This window comes from Streptomyces sp. NPDC048297 (genome assembly GCF_043201585.1).
In the GTDB taxonomy this organism is placed as follows: Bacteria; Actinomycetota; Actinomycetes; order Streptomycetales; family Streptomycetaceae; genus Streptomyces.
Window position 1 is genome coordinate 12,208 of record NZ_JBICZA010000036.1, and the last position, 23,868, is coordinate 36,075.

General features: G+C 69.0%; 13 protein-coding genes. 11 read left to right on the top strand and 2 right to left on the bottom strand.

All coding sequences use genetic code 11. The features are described from left to right. Positions 1-160 precede the first annotated feature (160 nt). Both ACGFYV_RS30955 and acnA read left to right on the top strand, forming a co-directional pair. The gene (locus ACGFYV_RS30955) at positions 161-1,477 is read left to right on the top strand and encodes an MFS transporter (RefSeq protein ID WP_393881824.1); all 1,317 of its coding nucleotides are present in this window, start codon (positions 161-163) and stop codon (positions 1,475-1,477) included. A gap of 308 nt (positions 1,478-1,785) precedes the next feature. Further along, a complete protein-coding gene (gene acnA, locus ACGFYV_RS30960) occupies positions 1,786-4,515 on the top strand; it encodes an aconitate hydratase AcnA (RefSeq protein ID WP_393881825.1) in 2,730 nt (909 codons plus the stop codon). 159 nt (positions 4,516-4,674) lie between these two features. On the opposite strand, the gene ACGFYV_RS30965 is transcribed toward acnA, so the two are convergent. Both ACGFYV_RS30965 and ACGFYV_RS30970 read right to left on the bottom strand, forming a co-directional pair. Then, positions 4,675-7,356: a SpoIIE family protein phosphatase gene (locus tag ACGFYV_RS30965; RefSeq protein WP_393881826.1), complete on the bottom strand. Its 2,682-nt coding sequence runs from the start codon at positions 7,354-7,356 to the stop codon at positions 4,675-4,677. Positions 7,357-7,532: 176 nt separating this feature from the next. Beyond that, positions 7,533-11,294, bottom strand: coding sequence for a GH92 family glycosyl hydrolase (locus ACGFYV_RS30970; RefSeq protein WP_393881871.1), 3,762 nt, complete (start codon positions 11,292-11,294; stop codon positions 7,533-7,535). Positions 11,295-11,707: 413 nt separating this feature from the next. Here ACGFYV_RS30970 and ngcE point away from each other — a divergent pair, with 413 nt between their 5' ends. The 9 genes from ngcE (at position 11,708) to ACGFYV_RS31015 (ending at position 23,801) form a co-directional block, all read left to right on the top strand. Further along, on the top strand, positions 11,708-13,156 hold the full coding sequence (ngcE, locus tag ACGFYV_RS30975) for an N-acetylglucosamine/diacetylchitobiose ABC transporter substrate-binding protein (RefSeq protein WP_393881827.1): 1,449 nt from the start codon (positions 11,708-11,710) through the stop codon (positions 13,154-13,156). 28 nt (positions 13,157-13,184) lie between these two features. Next, on the top strand, positions 13,185-14,111 hold the full coding sequence (locus ACGFYV_RS30980) for a carbohydrate ABC transporter permease (protein ID WP_393881872.1): 927 nt from the start codon (positions 13,185-13,187) through the stop codon (positions 14,109-14,111). Between the two features lie 3 nt (positions 14,112-14,114). Then, positions 14,115-15,038, top strand: a complete 924-nt coding sequence (locus tag ACGFYV_RS30985) for a carbohydrate ABC transporter permease (protein WP_393881828.1) — start codon at positions 14,115-14,117, stop codon at positions 15,036-15,038. Positions 15,039-15,226: 188 nt separating this feature from the next. Beyond that, positions 15,227-16,438 (top strand): ROK family transcriptional regulator, encoded by a 1,212-nt coding sequence (locus ACGFYV_RS30990; RefSeq protein ID WP_393881829.1) that lies wholly within the window; start codon positions 15,227-15,229, stop codon positions 16,436-16,438. 134 nt (positions 16,439-16,572) lie between these two features. Then, entirely contained in the window at positions 16,573-17,670 is a 1,098-nt protein-coding gene (locus ACGFYV_RS30995) for a substrate-binding domain-containing protein (RefSeq protein WP_393881873.1), read from the top strand. Between the two features lie 181 nt (positions 17,671-17,851). After that, positions 17,852-18,643: an ATP-binding cassette domain-containing protein gene (locus tag ACGFYV_RS31000; protein ID WP_393881830.1), complete on the top strand. Its 792-nt coding sequence runs from the start codon at positions 17,852-17,854 to the stop codon at positions 18,641-18,643. Further along, a complete protein-coding gene (locus ACGFYV_RS31005; protein WP_393881831.1) occupies positions 18,640-19,962 on the top strand; it encodes a sugar ABC transporter permease in 1,323 nt (440 codons plus the stop codon). The genes ACGFYV_RS31000 and ACGFYV_RS31005 overlap by 4 nt, the downstream gene beginning before the upstream one ends. Positions 19,963-20,086: 124 nt before the next feature. Then, the gene (gene dxs, locus ACGFYV_RS31010; RefSeq protein WP_393881832.1) at positions 20,087-22,027 is read left to right on the top strand and encodes a 1-deoxy-D-xylulose-5-phosphate synthase; all 1,941 of its coding nucleotides are present in this window, start codon (positions 20,087-20,089) and stop codon (positions 22,025-22,027) included. A gap of 259 nt (positions 22,028-22,286) precedes the next feature. Continuing rightward, the gene (locus ACGFYV_RS31015; RefSeq protein ID WP_393881833.1) at positions 22,287-23,801 is read left to right on the top strand and encodes an amino acid permease; all 1,515 of its coding nucleotides are present in this window, start codon (positions 22,287-22,289) and stop codon (positions 23,799-23,801) included. Positions 23,802-23,868 lie beyond the last annotated feature (67 nt).

Here is a 23,868-nt window from a genome sequence, read left to right on the forward strand (position 1 = left end):
AACCCTATTGACAGTCGCCGAACCCCGGCCTAGCGTCGCCCCGACATTTTTGGGTCTTCCGCAGATCCAATTGTGACCCTCCTGTTCCCTCCCCTGCTCCCTCCTGATCCCTCTTGCTCCCCCCTGCTCCCCAACCCTCCGCCCCCGTTGGAGTACGCACATGAGCACAGCCACGGACGCCTCCGCTCCCCCCGCCTCCCGGCGCCGGTCCGGCCCCTGGAAAATCGCCACCGCCTCGATGATCGGCACCAGTGTCGAGTGGTACGACTTCGGGATCTACGCGACGGCCGCCGCCCTGGTCTTCCCCGAGCTGTTCTTCCCCGAGATGAACCGCGCGCTCGGCACCCTGATGTCCTTCGCGACCCTGTTCGTCGGCGCGCTGGGACGCCCGCTCGGCGCGATCGTCTTCGGTCACATAGGCGACCGGTACGGCCGCAAGAAGGCCCTCATCTGGTCGATGACCCTGATGGGTTCGGCGACCGTCTGCATCGGGCTGCTCCCCGGGTACGCCTCCCTCGGCGTCGCCGCGCCGATCCTCCTGGTCCTCGTCCGGATGACCCAGTCACTCGCGGTCGGCGGCGAATGGGGCGGCGCGGTGCTCTTCGCGGTGGAGCACGCCCCGCCCCGCCGCAAGGCCTTCTTCGGCTCCTTCCCGCAGCTCGGCGACGGCGTCGGCTACTTCCTGTCCACCGGTGTGTTCGCGCTGACCTCGCTGCTGGGCCACCACGCCCTGGTGAGCTGGGCCTGGCGCCTGCCCTTCCTGCTCTCGGCCGTGCTCGTCCTCGTCGGCCTGGTCATCCGCTCCTCCATGGACGAGTCGCCCGAGTTCGAGGCGGCCCAGCTCTCCGCCGAGGCGGAGAGCAAGGAGGCGGCCCCCGTGATCGGCGTCCTCCGCGACGCCTGGCGGACCTGGCTGCTCGCCACCGGTGCCTTCCTCATCACCGTCGGCGGCTACTACATCGTCGTCACCTTCATGTCGAGCTACGCCGTCACCACGCTCGGCTTCACGGACGCCCAGACGGCAGCCGCCGGCACGGCCGCGTCGGTCGTCGTCATCGTGTTCACGCCGCTCAGCGCCCTGCTCGCCGACCGGTTCGGGCTGCGCCGGGTGACGCTCGTCGGCATCCTGCTGCACCTCGTCGTCGCGTTCCCCATGTTCTGGCTCGCCGACACCCGGTCCACCGCCGGGCTGTGGCTCGCGATGTGCCTGCCGATGCTGGCCAGCACCATCGCCTACGCCTCCCTGGGCACCCTCGCCTCGGGCTGGTTCGCCCCCCGCGTCCGCTACACCGGTCTGTCCATGAGCTTCCAGACCGCGGGCCTCCTCGGCACCCTCGCCCCGGCCGCGACCACCTGGCTCTTCTCCGCCTTCCACGACTCCTGGACCCCGGTCGCCGTCGCCTTCGCCGCCATGGCGGCGATCAGCGCGGTCTGCCTGGTCGCGTGCGCACGCGGAAGGGAGGACGGGATCGCCTGACCGGACGGGATCGCCTGACCGGACGGGACCGCCTGACCGGGCGGGGCCGGCGGGGCGGTCGGGCGCCGTGCCGCCGGCGGGTGCGTGCCGCCGGCGGATCGGGGCCTTCCGTGTGCTGTGGCGCAGGGCACGCATGACCATGGGTGGGGTGATGTACTACTGTTATCTCGACATCGAGATATCTGCCGAGGCGCACCGCGGTCGCCACTCGGTAAGGGTTACCTAACTTAGCCTTACCTTAGCGGATCGGGCGGGTTGGTGTGGCGGCAGGATGCGGTGGAACGCGCACATCAATGAAGGAGACTGTCGTGTCGGCGAACAGCTTCGACGCCCGCAGCACGCTGCAGGTGGGCGACGAGTCGTACGAGATCTTCCGGCTGGACAAGGTCGAGGGCTCCGCGCGCCTTCCCTACAGCCTGAAGGTGCTGCTGGAGAACCTGCTCCGCACGGAGGACGGCGCGAACATCACCGCCGACCACATCCGCGCGCTCGGCAGCTGGGACTCCCAGGCGCAGCCCAGCCAGGAGATCCAGTTCACGCCGGCCCGCGTGATCATGCAGGACTTCACCGGCGTGCCCTGCGTCGTGGACCTCGCGACCATGCGTGAGGCCGTGAAGGAACTCGGCGGCGACCCCGCCAAGATCAACCCGCTGGCCCCGGCCGAGCTGGTCATCGACCACTCCGTCATCGCCGACAAGTTCGGCACCAACGACGCGTTCAAGCAGAACGTCGAGCTGGAGTACGGCCGCAACAAGGAGCGCTACCAGTTCCTGCGCTGGGGCCAGACCGCGTTCGACGAGTTCAAGGTCGTCCCGCCGGGCACCGGCATCGTCCACCAGGTGAACATCGAGCACCTCGCGCGGACCGTCATGGTGCGGGGCGGGCAGGCGTACCCCGACACCCTGGTCGGCACCGACTCGCACACCACCATGGTCAACGGCCTCGGCGTCCTCGGCTGGGGCGTCGGCGGCATCGAGGCCGAGGCCGCCATGCTCGGCCAGCCGGTCTCCATGCTCATCCCGCGCGTCGTCGGCTTCAAGCTGACCGGTGAGCTGAAGCCCGGCACCACCGCCACCGACCTCGTGCTCACCATCACCGAGATGCTGCGGGGGCACGGCGTCGTCGGCAAGTTCGTCGAGTTCTACGGCGAGGGCGTGGCGGCCACGAGCCTCGCCAACCGCGCCACCATCGGCAACATGTCGCCGGAGTTCGGCTCCACCGCCGCGATCTTCCCGATCGACGGCGAGACCCTCAACTACCTGCGCCTGACCGGCCGCAGCGAGCAGCAGGTCGCGCTCGTCGAGGCCTACGCCAAGGAGCAGGGCCTCTGGCTGGACCCGACGGCCGAGCCCGACTTCTCCGAGAAGCTCGAGCTGGACCTGTCCACGGTCGTCCCGTCCATCGCCGGCCCGAAGCGCCCGCAGGACCGCATCGTCCTCGCGAACGCCTCCCAGCAGTTCGCCCACGACGTCCTCAACTACGTCGACACCGCCGACGAGGCGGGCAAGGAGTCCTTCCCGGCCTCCGACGCCCCGGCCGCCACCAACGGCGTCCCGTCGAACCCGGTCCAGGTCACCGCCCCCGACGGCACGACCTACACCCTCGACCACGGTGCGGTGACGGTCGCGGCCATCACCTCCTGCACCAACACCTCGAACCCGTACGTCATGGTCGCCGCCGCCCTGGTGGCCAAGAAGGCGGTCGAGAAGGGGCTGACCCGCAAGCCGTGGGTCAAGACCACCCTCGCCCCGGGCTCGAAGGTCGTCACCGACTACTTCGACAAGGCGGGCCTGACCCCGTACCTCGACAAGGTCGGCTTCAACCTCGTCGGCTACGGCTGCACCACCTGCATCGGCAACTCCGGCCCGCTGCCGGAGGAGGTCTCCAAGGCCGTCAACGACCACGACCTCGCGGTCACCTCGGTCCTGTCCGGCAACCGGAACTTCGAGGGCCGGATCAACCCCGACGTCAAGATGAACTACCTGGCCTCCCCGCCGCTGGTCGTCGCGTACGCCCTCGCGGGCTCCATGAAGGTGGACATCACCAAGGACGCCCTGGGCGTCGACCAGGACGGCAAGCCGGTCCACCTGGCCGACATCTGGCCGACCGAGGCCGAGGTCAACGACGTCGTCGCCAACGCCATCGGCGAGGACATGTTCAACAAGTCCTACCAGGACGTCTTCGCCGGCGACGCCCAGTGGCAGGCGCTGCCGATCCCGACCGGCAACACCTTCGAGTGGGACGCCGAGTCCACCTACGTCCGCAAGCCCCCGTACTTCGAGGGCATGGGCATGGAGCCGGCCCCGGTCGCCGACATCGCCGGCGCCCGTGTGCTCGCCAAGCTGGGCGACTCGGTCACCACCGACCACATCTCCCCGGCCGGCGCCATCAAGGCCGACACCCCGGCCGGCAAGTACCTCACCGAGCACGGTGTGGAGCGTCGTGACTTCAACTCCTACGGCTCCCGCCGTGGCAACCACGAGGTCATGATCCGCGGCACGTTCGCCAACATCCGCCTGCGCAACCAGATCGCGCCGGGCACCGAGGGCGGCTACACCCGCGACTTCACCCGGTCCGCCGAAGGTGAAGGAGGGGCGCCGGTGGCGTTCATCTACGACGCCTCGCGCAACTACATCGAGCAGGGCATCCCGCTGGTCGTCCTGGCCGGCAAGGAGTACGGCTCCGGCTCGTCCCGCGACTGGGCCGCCAAGGGCACCGCGCTGCTCGGCGTCAAGGCCGTCATCGCCGAGTCCTACGAGCGCATCCACCGCTCGAACCTCATCGGCATGGGCGTCCTGCCGCTGCAGTTCCCCGAGGGCCACAACGCCGAGTCCCTCGGCCTGACCGGCGAGGAGACCTTCTCCTTCGCGGGCGTCGAGGAGCTGAACAACGGCTCCACGCCGCGCACGGTCAAGGTCACCACCGACACGGGCGTCGAGTTCGACGCGGTCGTCCGCATCGACACCCCCGGTGAGGCCGACTACTACCGCAACGGCGGCATCATGCAGTACGTGCTGCGCAACCTGATCCGTAAGTAGGCGGTCGGGCCGGCGGCCCAGCAGGGCAGCGGGCAGGGCAGCCGGCAGGACAGTCGAGGGCGGCATCGAGGGCCGCATTCCCGGGCGACCGGGGGTGCGGCCCTTCGCCGTTTCCGCCCCGCCATACCCTCCCGGCGCGTCCTCAGTCCAGTGGGATCCTCAGTCCAGCGGGATATCGGGGATGTCGATCACCGGCACCCTGGGCGCGCCCGGCACCTTCGGCACGCCCAGTTCCGCCCAGATCACCTTGCCCGTGGGCGTGTAGCGCGTACCCCAGCGCTCGGCCAGCTGCGAGACCAGGAACAGGCCCCGGCCGCCCTCGTCGGTCGTCGCGGCGTACCGCAGGTGCGGCGAGGTGCTGCTGCCGTCGGACACCTCGCAGATCAGCGCGCGGTCGTGGATGAGCCGTACGTGGATCGGCTCGGACCCGTAGCGGACCGCGTTGGTGAGCAGCTCGCTCAGCACCAGCTCCATGCCGAAGTCCAGCTCCGCAAGGCCCCACTCCTCCAGCTGCCCGGACACGGCGCCGCGCATCCCGGACACGGCCGCCGGGTCGCAGGGCACGTCCCAGTCGGCGACCTGGGAGGCCGGCAGGGCCCTCGTGCGGGCGATCAGCAGGGCCACGTCGTCCTTGGGGCGCTCGGGCAGCAGCTCCTCCAGCACCGCCCGGCAGCTCGCCTCCGGCGACCTCGCCGGGTGGCCCGCCAGCGCACAGCGCAGCATCTCCATGCCGACGTCCAGGTCACGCCTGCGGTCCTCGATGAGACCGTCGGTGTACAGGACCAGCTGGGTGCCCTCCGCCAGCTCCAGCTCGGCCGTCCGGAACGGCATCGCGCCCAGGCCCAGCGGCGGCCCGGCCGGCAGCTCCGGATAGGTGACGGACCCGTCCGGGTGCACCAGCGCGGGCGCCAGGTGCCCGGCGCTCGCCATCACGCAGCGCCGGGTCACCGGGTCGTAGATCGCGTACAGGCAGGTGGCACCGACGATCTCGCCGCCGTCCTCCGCGCGGGCCTCGTCCTGGTCGATGCGGCCGACCAGGTCGTCGAGATGGCCCAGCACCTCGTCGGGCGGCAGGTCGAGCGTGGAGAAGTTGTGCACCGCGGTCCGCAGCCGGCCCATCGTCGCGGCGGCGTGCAGCCCGTGCCCGACGACGTCCCCGACGGCCAGCGCCACCCGGCTGCCCGACACCGGGATCACGTCGAACCAGTCGCCGCTGACCCCCGACTGGGCCGGGAGATAGCGGTACGCCACCTCCAGGGCGCTCAGCTCGGGCAGCGCGCGGGGCAGGAGGCTGCGCTGCAGGGTGACCGCCAGCGCGTGCTCGCGGGCGTACCGGCGGGCGTTGTCGATGCTGACCCCGGCTCGGGCCACCAGCTCCTCGGCGAGCGAGACGTCCTCCTCGTCGAAGGGCTCCCGCTTGGAGCGCCAGAAGCTCGCCATGCCGAGCACGGTCCCGCCGGTCCGGATCGGGGCCGTGATCAGCGAGTGGATGCCGTACTCCACGATCTGCCGGGCGCGCTCGGGGTCCTGGGTCTGCCAGTCGACGGCGGCCGTCAGGTCGCAGATGAGTTCGGAGCGTCCCGCGTCGAAGCCGCGCGCCTGCGGGGTGGCGGGCAGGAAGTCGATCATCCGGCCCCGCTCGTAGAGCGGATGGTCGTCCCGGATGCCGTGCACGGTGACGCGCTGCATGTCCGTCGCGGTCGGTGCCGGCTCGTCCCCCTGCAGCACGCCGTCGGCCAGATCCACGGTCACGAAGTCGGCGAAGCGGGGCACGGCGACCTCCGCCAGCTCGTCGGCCGTGCGCACCACGTCCAGGGAGGTGCCGATGCCGAGGCCCGCGTCGTAGAGCAGCTCCAGCCGCTCCCGGGCCAGTTCCGCCCGGCCGGACAGCGCCTGGAGCTCGGTGGAGTCGCGCAGGGTCACCACGGTCCCGGCGGGGCCGCCCGCGCGGTCGGTGGGCCGCTGGTTGACCGCCAGCAGCCGTCCCCCGGCGAAGTGCACCTCGTCGCTGGCCTCGCGCCCGGAGGCGAGCAGCTCCACCATTCCGGCATCGAGGTCCGGCAGGTCCCGCAGAGCCCGTCCCTCGGCCTCGGGCGGCAGCTCCAGCAGCCTCCTGGCCTCGTCGTTGGCGAGCAGCAGCCGGCCGGCGGCGCCGACGATCAGCACGCCCTCCCGCACCGAGTGCAGGACCGTGTCGTGGTGCTCGTACATACGGGTCATCTCGTCCGGGGCGAGGCTGCGGGTCTGGCGCCGCAACCGCCGGCCCACCAGCGCCGTCCCGCCGGTCGAGAGCACCAGCGCGCCGGCCCCGGCGCCCAGGATGATCGGCAACTGCCGGTTCATCTGGTTGCTGATGCTCTGGACCTTGAGCCCGGCGGAGACGAGGGCGACCACCTTGCCGTGCGTGTCGTCGACGGGAACGGTCGCCTGCACCTCGTGGCCGAGCGGGCCGTGCACGCTCTCGGTGTAGACCCGGCCGGCCAGCGACGGACCGATCCGGCCCACGAACCGCTGTCCGATCTTCTCCGGCATGGGGTGGGTGTAGCGGATGCCGTGGGTGTTCATGACGACGATGAAGTCGACGTCGGCGGCCTTGCGCCCGGCCTCGGTGAGCGGCTGGAGGATCTTGCTCGGATCGGGTGACCGCAGCGCCTCCAGGATGCCCGGTGAGTGCGCGAAGGCCTGCGCGACGGCGATGGAACGGCGCTTGGCCTCGGTGGTGGTGTCGCGGCCCGACTGCAGGACGAGCGCGATCACGGCGCACACGACGAGCAGCACCACCAGGGCCACCTGAAGAAGGAAGACCTGCCCGGCGACGCTGCGCGGGCTCTTGCCGATCATCGAGCGCCATGAGACGCGCCTGAGTCGGCCGAATAGGTCCGACATGTGGCATTTGTAGCACGGGCACCTGCTGGTGGCCATGGCCGACCCCTGAGGCCGGTGAGGTTTCGGAGCCGGCGCACGGGGAAGGGGCGAGCCCCGCGAGAGACCCGCCCCTACCCTGCGCCCCGCGGGCGTCAGGCCAGCAGTTCCACCTCCGCCAGCGTCGCCGCACCGCTCAGGACCAGGCGGTACCTGGTGTACGAGCCCGGTGCGGCCACGCTGAACGCCCGGGTCTGCCGGCCCCAGGCGAACACCTCCCCGCCGCGGTGGTCCAGGGTCTTCCACGTCGTGCCGTCCGTGGAGCCCTGCAAGGTCCAGCCGGTCGGCGCCGACGCGCGGTCCGCCGACGAGGTCAGCGTGTACTGGACGGCCTTGGTCGCACCGCCGGCCGGCAGGTCGGTCGGCAGGTCCACCGAGGTGAGCGTCGCGCTCGTCGCCGACGTGTTGTCGAACAGGGCACCCGCACCCTTCAGCACGTCCGCGCGCGGCGTCGGCACCTTGTCGTCCCGGGTGATCGAGACCGGAGCCGCGTTCTTGCCCGTGCCCCAGGAGGACGGCTCGGAGCCCATGGTGAACGTGAGGACACCGCCCTTGCTCAGGATCCGGTGGGAGAGCGACGTCGACGTCCAGGGGCGGCCGTTCAGCGTCACGCTCCGCACGTACACGTTCTTCGCGCTGTTCGCGGGCGCCCTGACGACCAGGTCCTTCCCGTTCTCCAGGTGCACGGTCGCCTTCTTGAACAGCGGGGAGCCGATGGCGTAGTCACCGCTGCCCATGACGAGCGGGTAGAAGCCGAGCGCGGAGAAGAGGTACCAGGCCGACTGCTCGCCGTTGTCCTCGTCGCCGTGGTAGCCCTGCCCGATCTCGCTGCCCGTGTACAGACGGGAGAGGGCCTCGCGCACGTACCCTTGCGTCTTCCAGGGCTGTCCGGCCGCGTCGTACATGTAGATCACGTGGTGGGCGACCTGGTTGGAGTGGCCGTACATGCCCATCCGGACATCCCGGGCCTCGGTCATCTCGTGGATGACACCGCCGTAGGAGCCGACGAACTCGGGCGAGGCGGTCTCCGGGGTGGAGAAGTACGTGTCCAGCTTCTGAGCGAGGCCGGCGCGCCCGCCGTACAGGTTGGCCAGGCCGCGGCTGTCCTGCGGGGCGGTGAAGGCGTAGCCCCAGCCGTTGGTCTCCGTGTAGTCGTAGCCCCACACGCGCGGGTCGTACTTCGTGGAGTCCACGCGCCATGCGCCCCGGGCGTCGCGGCCCTGGAAGAAGCCGGCCTGGGGGTCGAAGAGGTTCACGTAGTCCTGGGCGCGGTTGAGGAAGTACCGCGACTCCTCCTGGTAGCGCTTCTCGCCGGTCTTCTTGTAGAGGGCCTCGCCCATCTTCGCGATGCCGTAGTCGTTGACGTAGCCCTCCATCGCCCACGACAGGCCCTCGTTCGTGTAGGTGCTCGTGTAGCCGAGGAATGGCGAGGTGCTCATGCCCTTGCGGCCCACGCCCGACGCGGGCGGCACGACGGTCGCGTTCTTCACGGCCGCGTCGTAGGCCGCCTTCGCGTCGAAGCGCACACCCTTCACGTACGCGTCGGCGAACGCCACGTCCGAGGAGGTGCCGGTCATCAGGTCGGCGTAGCCGGGGGAGGACCAGCGCGAGGTCCAGCCGCCGTCCTTGTACTGCTGCACGAACCCGTCGACCATCTCGCCCGCCTGGGACGGCGTCAGCAGCGAGTACGCCGGCCACGTGGTCCGGTAGGTGTCCCAGAAGCCGTTGTTGACGTACACCTTGCCGTCGACGATCTTCGCGCCGGTGTGCGTCGGGGTGTCCGGGCCCGGCATGGGGGAGAAGGGCGAGGCGTACCGGCTCTTGCCGCCGACCTTCTCGAAGCCGGAGTTCGGGTACAGGTACAGCCGGTACATGCTGGAGTACAGGGTGGTCAGCTGGTCCGGGGTCGCCCCCTCCACCTCGACCTTGCCGAGCAGCCTGTCCCACGTCCGCTGGGCCTGCTGCTTCACAGCGTCGAAGGAGGTGCCGTCCGGGATCTCCTGGCGCAGGTTGTCCCTGGCCTGGTCGACGCCGACGAGCGAGGTGGCCAGGCGCAGCGTGACCGTGCGGTCGGAGCCGGCGGCGAAGCGCAGATAGCCCTTGACCCCGCTGGAGGCCCCGTCCGTCACCGGCTTGTCGAACTCGCCGTACACGAACAGCCGGGTCGCGCCCGTCGACAGTCCCGACTTCACGTCGGAGTAGCCGGTGACGATCCCGTGCTCCTTGTCCAGGGTCAGACCGGCCTGCTCGGTGACGTTGTCGAACAGCACGCTCGCGTCGTCGCCCGGGTAGATGAAGCGCAGCGCGGCCGCGTGGTCGGTGGGCGTCATCTCCGCCCTCAGGCCGTTCTCGAAGCGGACGCCGTAGTAGTACGGCCGCGCGGTCTCGTTCTCGTGCCGGAAGGCCAGCTCGCGTGCCTCCCGTCCGGTGTCCGGGGTGCCGGCCGCGGCGGACGGCATCAGCTGGAAGGTCTGCCGGTCGCCCATCCAGGGGCTCGGCTCGTGGCTCGCGCTGAACGCCTGGATCGTGGGCAGGTTGGCGTCGTTGTTCGCACGCGCGTATTCGTACAGCCAGCTCAGCGAGGACGCGTTGGTGACGGGCGTCCAGAAGTTGAAACCGTGCGGAAGGGCGGTCGCCGGGAAGTTGTTCCCGCGCGAGAAGCTGCCGCTGGAGTTGGTGCCGCGCGTCGTCAGCGCGTAGTCCGACAGGTGCGCCTTGGGCTTCTCGGGCGCGACGGGCTTGATCGCCACGTCGTCGATCCAGCCGCGGAACTTCGCCGGCCCGCTCGGCGAGTCGTACGCCACCAGGATCCGGTCGACCGTCTTCCCGGCCGCGACCGAGCCGATCGACGACGTGACGTCGTTCCACTGGTTGGTGTACAGCACCTTGGCCGCGCCCTGGCCCCGCGGGGTCAGCGGGAAGCCGTGCTGGTCGCTGGCGCCGAGGTCGCTGAGGAAGGTGCCGTCCGTGAAGGCCAGGTCGACGGAGACGTTCGTCGCGTCGTAGTCACGGTCGCCGTCGGCCATCGACGGGAAGACGCGGTACGCCAGTCGCGTGTCGGCGGCCACCGGCACGTCCACGTCGAAGACCTTGTTGTACGAGTACGCCCGCCCGTTCGCCGTGTGCCGGCCGGCGTAGCGCAGCGCCCGGGTGCCGGTGAAACCGGCCCGCGCCTTGGCGGTGGGGGAGCCGCTCGGGCCCTTGTCGACCAGCGACAGCATGTCCTGGGGCACCGGGCCGCCGGTGCCGCCGGTGGAGAACTGCACGTCGGCCAGTTGCAGGATGTCCGGCGCGCCGTTGTTCCTCGTCACCTCCAGCCGGAAGTGCTGGTACTCGGCCGGCTCGGCCAGGTCGTACGACTTCGTCTGGAACCGGTCCGGGAAGGACTCGCCGGAGCGGGTGTCGACGCTCTTCCAGTCCTTGCCGTCCGTCGAGCCCTTGAGTGTCCAGTCAGCCGGGTCGCGCGCGTCGAAGTCGTTGGCCGAGGTGAGCGCGTAGGTGACCAGTTTGACGGGCTTGTCGAGGTCGAACTCGACCCAGCCGGTGGGCTCGAAGGTCAGCCACTTGGTGCCGGGCTCGCCGTCGGCGAGGTTCTCCTTCACCTCGCCCGCGCCCGGGTTCTCGCCGCTCGCCCGGACCTCGGTCACATGGTCGGTGACATTGCCCGGGATGCCGGTGCTGTAGCCGCCGTCCACGCCGGAGGCGCGCTTGCCGCCGTCCGCGCCCGTGTCGACGGTGTTGAGCCAGTCGGGCGCCGGATCGCCCGGCTCGAACGAGGATGCGAACTCCCCGCCGGTGGCCGGGGCCTGGGCCTTGGCGGGCAGGGCGACGGCCGCGCCCTGTGTGCCGACGGCCATGACGAAGGCGGCCGTGAGCACGACCGCCGGACCGTATCTGTGCCGAGTCCTCCGCTGCGTTCTCCGCTGCATCGACGGATTCCCCTCCTGCACTCCGCTGTGGACAACGTTGTCAACTCGCTGCGCAAGGAACCAGTAGGGCGTCAAGTGGCCCTTGATGTCAAGGGTGTTGGGTGTGGCATTCAGGGGCCTATGTCAGGAATATTTCGCGCGGGTGCGCACGGCGCGCGGAAATTTCCGTGAGGTCTCAACTCGGAAAAGACCACCGGTCAACCTTGCATTCGATCTTGCTCAGCCAGCGGGAAGTGGACTATACCTGTCGGCGTTTCCTGCAAGACCCAGCACTACCCGACAGCGGTGCCGGGGAGGATCCGGTTCACCGCCTGAGTCCTGGAGAAGGCGAGGACTTGAGCATGGGATCCACTGCGCACGACGGTGGCGAGGGCTTCGGCCGCCGCGACCTGATCAAGCGTTCCGCCGCGCTCGGCCTGGTGGCCGTTCCCGCAATGAGCTTGCTGTCCGCCTGCGCGAGCAGCGGTGGCGGCGAGTCGCAGAGCAAGGCGAAGGCGGGCAAGAAGACCGCCAAGAACCCGCTCGGCGTCAACGAGACCGCCAAGATGGAGTTCGTCCTCTTCGACGGTGGCTTCGGCAAGGAGTACGCCCAGGACGCGGTGACGATCTACCAGAAGGACTTCCCCAAGGCCGCGGTGAAGTTCGCGGCCACCCAGAAGATCCAGTCCACCCTCCAGCCCCGCTTCAACCAGGGCACCCCGCCGGACCTCATCGACAACTCCGGTGCCGAGCAGATGGACATGGGCGTACTCGTCGGCAAGAAGCAGCTGGCGGACCTCACCCCGCTGCTGGACGCGCCGTCGTACGACGACCCGAACAAGAAGGTGCGCGACACGCTTCGGCCCGGAATCGTGGAGATGGGCCAGTTCGACGGCGACCCGGTCTGGATCATGTACTACGCCTACACGGTGTACGGCGTCTGGTACTCGCAGAAGGCCCTGGACTCGCTGGACGAGAAGTACCCCGAGACCTGGGACGAGATGCTCAAGGTCTGCGAGAAGGCCAAGAAGCAGGGCATGGCGGGCTGGACGTACGCGGGCAAGTATCCGTACTACGTCCCGTTCTCCCTGTACCCGATGATCGGCAAGGTCGGTGGCCGCGGGGTGCTCGACGCCATCGACAACCTGGAGCCGAACGCCTGGAAGCACCCGGCGGTCAAGGCCTGCTTCGAGGCCTACTACGAGCTGTACAAGAAGGGGTACATCCTCAAGGGCACTCCGGGCCTGGACCACATCCAGTCGCAGACCGCGTGGGCCAAGGGCAAGGCGCTGTTCATCCCGAACGGCTCCTGGGTGGAGAACGAGTCGGCGAACGTCATCCCGGCCGACTTCGACCTCGCGGTCTCCGCGCCGACCGGAATCGACAGCTCGGACAAGTTGCCGTTCGGCACCATCTGGGCGTCCGGCGGTGAGCCCTTCATCGTGCCGGCCAAGGCGGCGAACGCCGAGGGCGGTATGGAGCAGCTGCGCATCATGCTTTCCGAGGCGTCCTCGAAGAACTTCACCGCCAAGGTGAAGTCGCTGACCGCGTACAACGGCGGCACCACCGGCATCACCCTCACCCCAGGCCTGAAGTCGGGCGTGGCGGCGTTGGACAAGGCCGGGTCCAACGTGGTCAACCCGCGTCTGCAGGACTGGTACGTGCAGCTCCAGAAGGAGAAGATCGGCGTGGCCGGTCTCGGCGAGATGATGGCCGGCCGGCTCACCCCGGCCGAGGCCATCAAGAAGATCCAGGGCTTCGCCGACGAGGCGGCGAAGGACACCTCGATCAAGCACTACAAGCACCAGTAAACGACACCTCTACAGCACCGGAGTGGCGATGCAGCACGGCAAGTACCGGTTCATTGTGGGGTTTCTGGCACTCCCCCTCGGACTGTACGCGCTCTTCGTGGTGTGGCCGTTCATCCAGTCCATCTACTACTCGTTCACGGACTGGACCGGCCTGAGCCCGGATTTCAAGATGGTCGGCTTCGACAACTACAAGAGGATGCTCGACGACGACATCTTCTGGAAGTCGCTCCAGCACAGTCTGCTCTTCGCTCTGGTGCTGCCCCTGGTGACGCTCGGTCTGGCGCTGTTCTTCGCCTTCATGATCAATGTGGGCGGACGACGGAGAAGAGGGGGTCCCGTGATCACCGGGGTCCGGGGCTCCTCCTTCTACAAGATCGTCTATTTCTTTCCTCAGGTCCTGTCCATCGCCATCGTCTCGCTGCTGTTCGCCTTCGCCTACAACCCCGACAGCGGCGCGATCAACTCGTTCCTGCGCGGCATCGGCCTCGACAGCGTCCAGCCACTGTGGCTGGGCGACCCGAGCCTCGCCCTGTGGTGCGTGATGGCGGTGCTCGTCTGGTCCACGGTCGGCTTCTTCGTGGTCCTCTTCTCGGCGGGCATGGCCTCGATCCCGGCCGAGATGTACGAGGCGGCCCTGCTCGACGGGGCGAGCCGCTTCACCACGTTCTTCCGCATCACCCTGCCGCTGCTGTGGGACACCGTGCAGTCCGGCTGGGTCTACATGGGCATTCTCGCGCTCGGCGCCGAGTCGTTCGCGGTCGTGCAGATCATGACGACCGGGCCGGGCGGTCCCGACTACTCGACCACCGTGATGGTCCTTTACGTGTACCAGAAGGCGTTCCGGGACGGTCAGGCCGCCTACGCCACCACCATCGGCGTCGCCCTGCTCGTCGTCACGCTCGCGTTCGCGGCGATCGTGATGCGGCTGGGCCGTCGCGAACGGCTGGAGTTCTGAGCCATGAAGACGACCGAGACCCCCGCCCCGCTGCCGGCCGAGTCCGGCGCGACCGTATCCAAGGCCGACGTGGTGCCCGCGCCGCCTGTCGCGCGGAAGAAAGAGGGCACCGTCCTCAACGTCTTCTCCCACGGCATCCTGATCCTGTGGGCGATCATGGTGGTCACGCCGCTGTTGTGGGCGGTGATGACGTCCTTCAAGGACGACAGCGCCATCTTCGGCTCGCCCTGGTCGCTGCCGGACAAGCTGCACTTCGACAACTGGTCGCGGGCCTGGACCCAGGCCAACATGAGCGACTACTTCCTGAACACCGTCCTGGTGGTCGGCGGCTCACTGATCGGCACGCTGGTCCTGGGCTCGATGGCGGCCTATGTCCTGGCCCGCTTCGACTTCCCCGGCAACCGCTTCATCTACTACCTGTTCGTCGGCGGCATGAGCTTCCCGATCATGCTGGCGCTGGTCCCGCTGTTCTACGTCGTGAACAACATGGGCCTGCTGAACACGATCCACGGCCTGATCCTGGTCTACATCGCGTACTCGCTGCCGTTCACGGTGTTCTTCCTCACCGCCTTCTTCCGCACCCTGCCCAGCTCGGTGGCGGAAGCGGCCTTCGTCGACGGCGCCTCGCACACCCGTACGTTCTTCCAGATCATGCTGCCCATGGCCAAGCCGGGCCTGATCAGCGTGGGCATCTTCAACTTCCTGGGCCAGTGGAACCAGTACATGCTGCCCACGGTCCTCAACACCGACCCGGACAAGAAGGTCCTCACCCAGGGCCTGGTCCAGCTCGCGGTCAGCCAGGGCTACAAGGGCGACTGGTCCGGCCTCTTCGCCGGCCTGGTCATGGCGATGCTGCCGGTACTGGGGGCGTACATCATCTTCCAGCGGCAGGTGGTGGCGGGGCTGACAGCGGGCGCGCTGAAGTAGCGGGGACGCTCCGCGACCGATCGTGTGCACGCCGTTCCGGGCTTCCGGGGCGGCGTGCTCTGCCGTGTCCAGGATCCCGAAACGGTTCAACCTCTTGACGTATGTCGCCCCGAACGGCTCAGCTTAGAGTTCACTAGTTGGAAATACGCGGGACCTCGCCGAAGCGGTCCCGTGCTCAGGAGGTCGTCGTGGAGACTCCAGGGTCGCAGTCGTCGCTGCACCGGGCCAACCTGGAGCGGGTCGTACGCGCGGTACGCCTTGCCGGGTCGCTCACGCAGGCCGAGATCGCGCGGACGACCGGCCTGTCCGCGGCGACCGTCTCCAACATCGTGCGCGAACTGAAGGACGGCGGAACCGTCGAGGTCACGCCCACCTCGGCCGGTGGCCGGCGGGCCCGGAGCGTGTCGCTGAGCGGGGACGCCGGCATCGTCATCGGTGTCGACTTCGGCCACGAGCACCTGCGCGTCGCGATCGGCAACCTCGCCCACCAGGTGCTGGCCGAGGAGTCCGAGCCGCTGGACGTGGACGCCTCCGCCGCCCAGGGCTTCGACCGGGCGGAGCGGCTGGTCAACCGGCTGATCGCGGCGACCGGCGTGGACCGGGCCAAGGTGGCGGGCGTCGGACTCGGCGTGCCCGGCCCGATCGACGTCGAATCGGGCACCCTGGGCTCCACCGCGATCCTGCCCGGCTGGGGCGGCACCAAGCCCGCCGAGGAACTGCGCGGGCGCCTCGGCGTCCCCGTGCACGTGGACAACGACGCCAACCTCGGCGCCCTCGGCGAGCTGGTCTGGGGCAGCGGCAAGGGAGTCCGTGATCTTGCTTACATCAAGGTCGCCAGCGGTGTCGGCGCCGGCCTGGTGATCGACGGCAAGATCTACCGCGGGCCGGGCGGCACCGCGGGGGAGATCGGGCACATCACGCTCGACGAGTCGGGACCGGTCTGCCGGTGCGGCAACCGCGGCTGCCTGGAGACCTTCACGGCCGCGCGCTACGTGCTCCCGCTGCTCCAGTCCAGCCACGGCACCGACCTGACCATGGAGGGCGTCGTACGGATGGCCAGGGACGGGGACCCGGGCTGCCGTCGTGTGATCGCCGACGTCGGCCGTCACATCGGCAGCGGAGTCGCCAATCTCTGCAATCTGCTGAACCCGAGCCGGGTGGTCCTCGGCGGCGACCTCGCCGAGGCCGGTGAGCTGGTGCTCGGGCCCATCAGGGAGTCCGTCGGCCGCTACGCCATCCCCAGCGCGGCGCGTCAACTGTCCGTTCTCCCAGGGGCACTTGGGGGCCGCGCCGAGGTCCTCGGGGCGCTTGCGCTCGCGCTCGGCGAGATGGGCGATTCAACCCTTTTGGACGGCTCCGCGGGAGGGGTCCTCTCCGCCGCCGCGCCTGCCTTCACTTAGAAAACGGATGGCACCGTTGCCATCTCGTTAAGGATTTACTTCTTGACGTCGCCCGTGTGGCCGAGTTGACTTCCAGCCACCTCGGCCGCAACGACGCGGCCTCGTCAGGGAGGTTTCAAAGAGTGAACACGCGTATGCGTCGTGCGGCTTTCGCTGTTGCTGCTGGTGCCATGGCCGTCTCTCTCGCGGCCTGTGGCAGCGCCAAGGAGTCCGGTGGCTCCTCCAAGTCCTCCGGCGGTGCCAGCAAGGGCGATGCCATCAAGGTCGGTCTGCTCCTTCCGGAGAACCAGACTGCGCGGTACGAGAAGTTCGACAAGCCCCTGATCGAGAAGAAGGTCAAGGAGCTGACGAACGGCAAGGGCGAGATCGTCTACGCCAACGCCAAGCAGGACGCCACGCTGCAGAACCAGCAGGTCGACACCATGATCACCAACAAGGTGGACGTGCTGATCGTCGACGCAGTGGACGCCGCCGCCATCAAGAACTCGGTGCAGAAGGCCAAGGACGCGGGCATTCCGGTCGTCGCCTACGACCGCCTCGCGCAGGGCCCGATCAGCGCCTACACCTCGTTCGACAACAAGACGGTCGGCAAGACCCAGGGTGAGGCCCTGCTCAAGGCCCTGGGCTCCAAGGCCAAGTCCGGCAAGATCGTCATGATGAACGGTTCCGTCACCGACCCGAACGCCGCGCAGTTCAAGGCCGGCGCCCACGAGGTCCTCGACGGCAAGGTGAACGTCGGCAAGGAGTACGACACCAAGGAGTGGAAGCCGGAGAACGCCAACTCCAACATGGAGGGCGCCATCTCGGCTCTCGGCAAGAAGAACATCATCGGCGTCTACTCCGCCAACGACGGCATGGCCGGCGGTATCATCACCGCCCTCAAGGCCGCCGGCATCAAGGTCCCGGTCACCGGCCAGGACGCCGAGCTGGCCGGCGTGCAGCGCATCGTCACCGGCGACCAGTACATGAGCGTCTACAAGCCGTACGCGCCCGAGGCCGCCGCCGCCGCCGAGATGGCCGTGGACCTCGCCCAGGGCAAGGCGCTCGACTCCATCGCCAAGGACAAGGTCGACAGCCCGACCACGAAGCAGGTCCCCTCGGTCCTGGTCCCGGTCACCGCGCTGACCCAGGACAACATCAAGGACACCGTCGTCAAGGACGGCGTCTACACGATCGCCGACATCTGCACCGCGCAGTACAAGGCGGCCTGCGACAAGATCGGCCTGAAGTAAGCAGCCACACGCGCCTTCCCTGACCCAGGGATTCACTCTTGAATTCCCTTGACGGGAAAGGCATCCACAGCTCCTCCGGTGCCCCGCGCATCAACCAGCCCCGCAAGCTCGGCGCGGGGCGCCGGACGGAACACCCCCCAATCTTCTGCACAACCTCCCGCCGGGTCAGGCGGCGAAGGAGATGGTTCACGTGTCCGCTACGCCCGTGCTGGCGTTGCGCGGGGTCTCCAAGCGGTTCGGTGCCGTCCAGGCGCTCACCGACGTAGAGCTTGAGGTCCACGCCGGTGAGGTGGTCGCCCTGGTGGGCGACAACGGTGCCGGAAAGTCCACGCTGGTCAAGACGATCGCCGGCGTTCACCCCATCGATGAAGGCGTCATCGAATGGGAAGGCAAGGCCGTCCAGATCAGCAAGCCGCACGACGCCCAGAGCCTGGGCATCGCGACGGTCTACCAGGACCTCGCGCTGTGCGACAACATCGACGTGGTCGGCAACCTCTACCTGGGCCGGGAGCTCCGCCGTCGCGGTGTCCTGGACGAGGTGGAGATGGAGCGCCGCTCCCGCGAGCTGCTCACCACGCTGTCGATCCGCATCCCGAGCGTGCGCATCCCGATCGCCTCGCTCTCAGGCGGTCAGCGCCAGACCGTGGCCATCGCCCGCTCCATGCTCGGCGAGCCCAGGCTGGTCATCCTCGACGAGCCCACCGCCGCCCTCGGTGTCGAGCAGACGGCGCAGGTCCTCGACCTGGTGGAACGGCTGCGGGAGCGCGGTCACGCCGTGATCCTCATCAGCCACAACATGGCGGACGTGAAGGCGGTGGCCGACAAGGTCGCCGTCCTGCGCCTCGGCCGCAACAACGGTGTCTTCGAGGTCAAGACGACCTCGCAGGAGGAGATCATCTCCGCCATCACGGGCGCCACCGACAACGCAGTGACCCGCCGTGCGGCGCGCTCGAACGGGGAGGTTTCCAAGTGACCATCGACAAGACCTCCGCGAACCTCGGCAAGACCCCCGAGGGTCCCGAGGAGACGTCCGCGGTGAAGACCGAGGCCCCGGCCGCGGCGGCCGCCGCGGTCACCGCGGTCGACCCCCGCCTGCTGGTGCGTGAACAGGGTCTCCTCGGGTACTGGACCGAGTTCAAGCGGAAGATGAAGGCCGGTGACCTCGGCTCGATGCCGGTCGTCATCGGGCTGGCGGTCATCTGGATCATCTTCCAGAGCCTGAACTCCAACTTCCTCACCGCCGGCAACCTCTCCGACATCTCCGTCGCCATGGTCGGCACGGGCATGATCGCCGTCGGCATCGTGTTCGTCCTGCTGCTCGGCGAGATCGACCTGTCGGTCGGTTCGCTCTCGGGTGTCGCGGGCGCCACCTTCGCGGTGCTCAACATCACCCACGGCATGAACGAGATCCTGGCGCTGGTGCTGTCCATCCTCACCGGAACGGTCGCGGGCGCGCTCCAGGGCTTCTTCTTCGCGAAGATCGGTGTGCCGGCCTTCGCGGTCACCCTGGCCGGTCTGCTGTTCTGGAACGGCTTCATGCTCAAGATCCTGGGCGACAACGGCACGATCAACCTGAACAGCGACGGTCTGGTCGCCAAGCTGACCAGCTACTACTTCTCCGATGTGGCCGCCGCCTACGGGCTCGCCATCGGCGTGACCGCGCTGTTCTTCCTCAGCTCCTTCCTCGACAACAAGCGCCGCGAGGCCGCCGGCGTACCGTCCCGACCGCTGAGCGAGACCGTCCTGCGGACCGTGCTGCTGGCGATCGTCGCCTTCGCCGCCGCGATTGTCTTCAACCAGTACAAGGGCCTGCCGCTGGCCGTGGTGGTCTTCGTCGCCGTCCTGTTCATCACGGACTTCGTGCTGCGCCGCACTGCGTACGGCCGGAAGATCTTCGCGCTCGGCGGCAGCGTCGAGGCCTCGCGCCGTGCCGGTATCAACGTGGACATGGTCCGGATCTCGGTGTTCGCCGTCTCCGGTACGTTCGCGGCGATCGGCGGTCTGTTCATCGCCTCCAAGATCGCGTCCGCCAACCAGGGCGCCGGTGCCGGTGACCTGCTGATGAACGCGATCGCGGCGGCTGTGATCGGCGGCACGTCCCTCTTCGGCGGCCGTGGCCGCACGTGGAACGCGCTCCTCGGCGTGCTGGTGATCGTCTCGATCCAGTACGGTCTCGCCCTCCAGGGCATCGCCTCGCCGGTCCAGTACATGATCACCGGTGGCGTCCTGCTGGCCACCGTCGTCATCGACGCGGTCACCCGCAAGACGCAGAAGACGGCGGGTCGCGCGTAACCCCGACCGGCTCACGTGCCCGGCGCCTTCAAGGTGCCGGGCACTGTCGTGTCCCGCAAACGCCGAACATTAGACTCTTCAAGCCCGGCAACAGCTCGATCAGCTCAACTGCAAGGAGGCACGGGTGCCGCTGCTGACCCGCATCACGGGACCGCGCGATCTGGACCGGCTCAGCCTGGAGGAGCTGGACCAGCTGGCAGAGGAGATCCGGACCTTCCTGGTCGAGGCCGTCTCCAAGACGGGCGGCCACCTCGGCCCCAACCTCGGCGTGGTCGAGCTGACCATCGCCATGCACCGGGTCTTCCACTCGCCGAAGGACAAGGTGCTGTGGGACACCGGCCACCAGTCCTACGTGCACAAGCTGCTCACCGGCCGGCAGGACTTCTCCCGGCTGAAGATGAAGGGCGGCCTGTCGGGCTACCCGGCGCAGTCCGAGTCCGAGCACGACGTGATCGAGAACAGCCACGCCTCCACCGTGCTCGGCTGGGCCGACGGCATCGCCAAGGCGAACCAGCTGAAGAAGCGGGACAGCCACGTCGTCGCCGTCATCGGTGACGGCGCGCTGACCGGCGGCATGGCCTGGGAGGCGCTGAACAACATCGCCGAGGCCAAGGACCGCCCGCTGGTCATCGTCGTCAACGACAACGAGCGGTCGTACGCCCCGACCATCGGCGGCCTCGCCAACCACCTGGCCACCCTGCGCACCACCGACGGCTACGAGCGCTTCCTCGCCCGCACGAAGGAACTCCTCGACCGCACCCCGGTCGTCGGAAAGCCCCTCTACGAGACCCTGCACGGCGCCAAGAAGGGCCTGAAGGACTTCATCGCCCCGCAGGGCATGTTCGAGGACCTCGGCCTGAAGTACGTCGGCCCGATCGACGGCCACGACATCGAGGCGCTGGAGTCGGCGCTGTCGCGCGCCAAGCGCTTCGGCGGCCCGGTCATCGTGCACTGCCTGACCGAGAAGGGCCGCGGCTACCAGCCCGCCCTCCAGGACGAGGCCGACCGCTTCCACGGCATCGGCCCCATCCACCCCGACACCGGCCTGCCCGTCAAGGCGGCCGGCGCCGACTGGACCTCCGTCTTCGGCGAGGAGATGGTCAAGCTCGGCGAGGAGCGCGAGGACGTCGTCGCCATCACGGCCGCCATGCTCCAGCCGGTCGGCCTCGACAAGTTCGCCAAGCGCTTCCCCGAGCGTGTCTACGACGTCGGGATCGCCGAGCAGCACGGCGCCGTCTCCGCCGCCGGCCTCGCCCACGGCGGTATGCACCCCGTCTTCGCCGTGTACGCCACCTTCCTCAACCGCGCCTTCGACCAGGTCCTCATGGACGTGGCCCTGCACAAGTGCGGGGTGACCTTCGTGCTGGACCGGGCCGGCGTCACCGGCACCGACGGCGCCTCCCACAACGGCATGTGGGACATGTCGATCCTCCAGGTCGTCCCCGGACTCCGGCTCGCCGCGCCGCGCGACGCCGACCAGGTCCGCGCCCAGCTGCGCGAGGCCGTCCAGGTCGACGACGCACCGACCGTGGTGCGCTTCTCCAAGGGCGCCGTCGGCCCCGCCGTACCGGCCGTGGGCCACGTCGGCGGCATGGACGTGCTGCGCGAGCCCGGCACCGACCGCCCGGACGTGCTCCTCGTCTCCGTGGGCGCGCTCGCCCCGATGTGCCTGGAGATCGCCGGCCTGCTCGACAGGCAGGGCATCTCCACCACCGTCGTCGACCCCCGCTGGGTCAAGCCCGTCGACGAGGCCATGGCGCCCCTCGCCGAGCGCCATCGGGTCGTCGTCACCGTCGAGGACAACAGCCGCGTCGGCGGTGTCGGCTCCGCGATCGCCCAGGCCCTGCGCGACGCGGGCGTGGACGTCCCGCTGCGTGACTTCGGCATCCCGCCGCGCTTCCTCGACCACGCCTCCCGCGCCGAGGTCCTCGCCGAGATCGGACTGACCGCCCCGGACATCGCCCGACAGGTCACCGGCCTGGTCGCACGCCTCGACGGCCGATTCGACCGTACGGCCGCCGAAGTCGACGCCGCCGTGGACTCCGTGGAGCCCGCGCGCGACTGAGTGCTCCGCCGGACAGCCGGTGCTTCACCCGCGGGTGCGTCGTGGCCGGTCGCGCAGTTCCCCGCGCCCCTTCGGGGCGCTGACGAACGGCACCGGATTTCGCCGGACCCGCTTGGCCGGCAAGCGCCCCGACGGGCCGGTTCCGCCACTCCTCCCGGTGGCGGAACCGGCCCGTCTGCGTGAACCTGCCTGTGCCGGGGCATACGCGTCCCCGGCCCTCTCGATCATGTCGAGGACGACAAGCGTGGGAGGTAGGCACGTGAGCAGCACGCTCTTCCGGACGAAGAACGTCGAGCAGTCGATCCGGGACACCGAGGAACCGGAGCACTCGCTCAGAAAGTCCCTCTCCGCCCTCGACCTGACCGTGTTCGGTGTCGGTGTCATCATCGGCACCGGCATCTTCGTGCTCACCGGACAGGTCGCCAAGAACAACGCCGGCCCCGCGGTCGCCCTGTCCTTCGTCGCCGCCGCCGTCGTCTGCGGTCTCGCCGCGCTCTGCTACGCCGAGTTCGCCTCCACGGTCCCGGTGGCCGGCTCCGCGTACACCTTCTCGTACGCCTCCCTGGGCGAGCTGCCGGCCTGGATCATCGGCTGGGACCTGGTCCTGGAGTTCGCGCTGGGCACGGCGGTGGTGGCGGTCGGCTGGTCCGGCTACATCCGCTCCCTGCTCGACAACGCGGGCTGGCACCTGCCCGCCTACCTGGCCGGCCGGGACAACGCCACCGGCTTCGGTTTCGACGTCCTCGCCGCCGGGCTGGTGCTGGTGCTCACCTGCATCCTCGTCCTCGGCATGAAGCTGTCCGCCCGGATCACCTCCCTCGTCGTCGCCATCAAGGTGATCGTCGTCCTCATCGTGATCGTCGCCGGCGCCTTCTTCGTCAGCGGTGACAACTACAAGCCGTTCATCCCGCCGTCCCAGCCGGTACCGGCGGGCGGCAACCTCAAGGCGCCGCTCATCCAGCTGTTGTTCGGCTGGGCGCCGTCCAACTTCGGCGTGATGGGCATCTTCACCGCCGCGTCGGTGGTGTTCTTCGCGTTCATCGGCTTCGACATCGTCGCCACCGCCGCCGAGGAGACCCGCAACCCGCAGCGCGACATGCCCCGCGGCATCCTCGGCTCGCTGCTCATCTGCACGGTGCTGTACGTCGCCGTGTCCATCGTCGTGACGGGCATGCAGAAGTACACCCAGCTGTCCGTGGAGGCCCCCCTCGCCGACGCCTTCAAGGCGATCGGGCACCCCTGGTACGCGGGCGTCATCAGCTTCGGCGCCGCCGTCGGCCTGACCACCGTGTGCATGATCCTGCTGCTCGGCCAGACCCGGGTGTTCTTCGCGATGAGCCGCGACGGACTGCTGCCCCGCTTCTTCTCCCGGGTCCACCCGCGCTTCAAGACCCCGCACCGGCCGACCATCCTGCTCGGCGTCGTCATCGCGATCGTCGCCGGCTTCACCAGCCTGAGCGAGCTGGCCGAGCTGGTGAACATCGGCACGCTGTTCGCCTTCGTCGTCGTCGCGATCAGCGTCATCATCCTGCGCCGGACGCGCCCCGACCTGCCCCGCGCGTTCCGCACCCCGTGGGTCCCGGTCCTGCCCATCGTGTCGGTGTGCGCCTCGCTGTGGCTGATGCTCAACCTGCCCGCCGAGACCTGGCTCCGGTTCGCCATCTGGATGGTCATCGGCTTCGTCGTCTACTTCTCCTACGGCCGCACGCACAGCCGCCTCGCCCTGCGCGAGACGGAACCGGCGGGCAAGGTCCCGCCGACGAACACCCCGTAACTCCCCGCCGGTGACCCCGTAACCTTCCGACCCCGTATGTCCCGCTTCGGCTGGGGCCGCGGGGCCG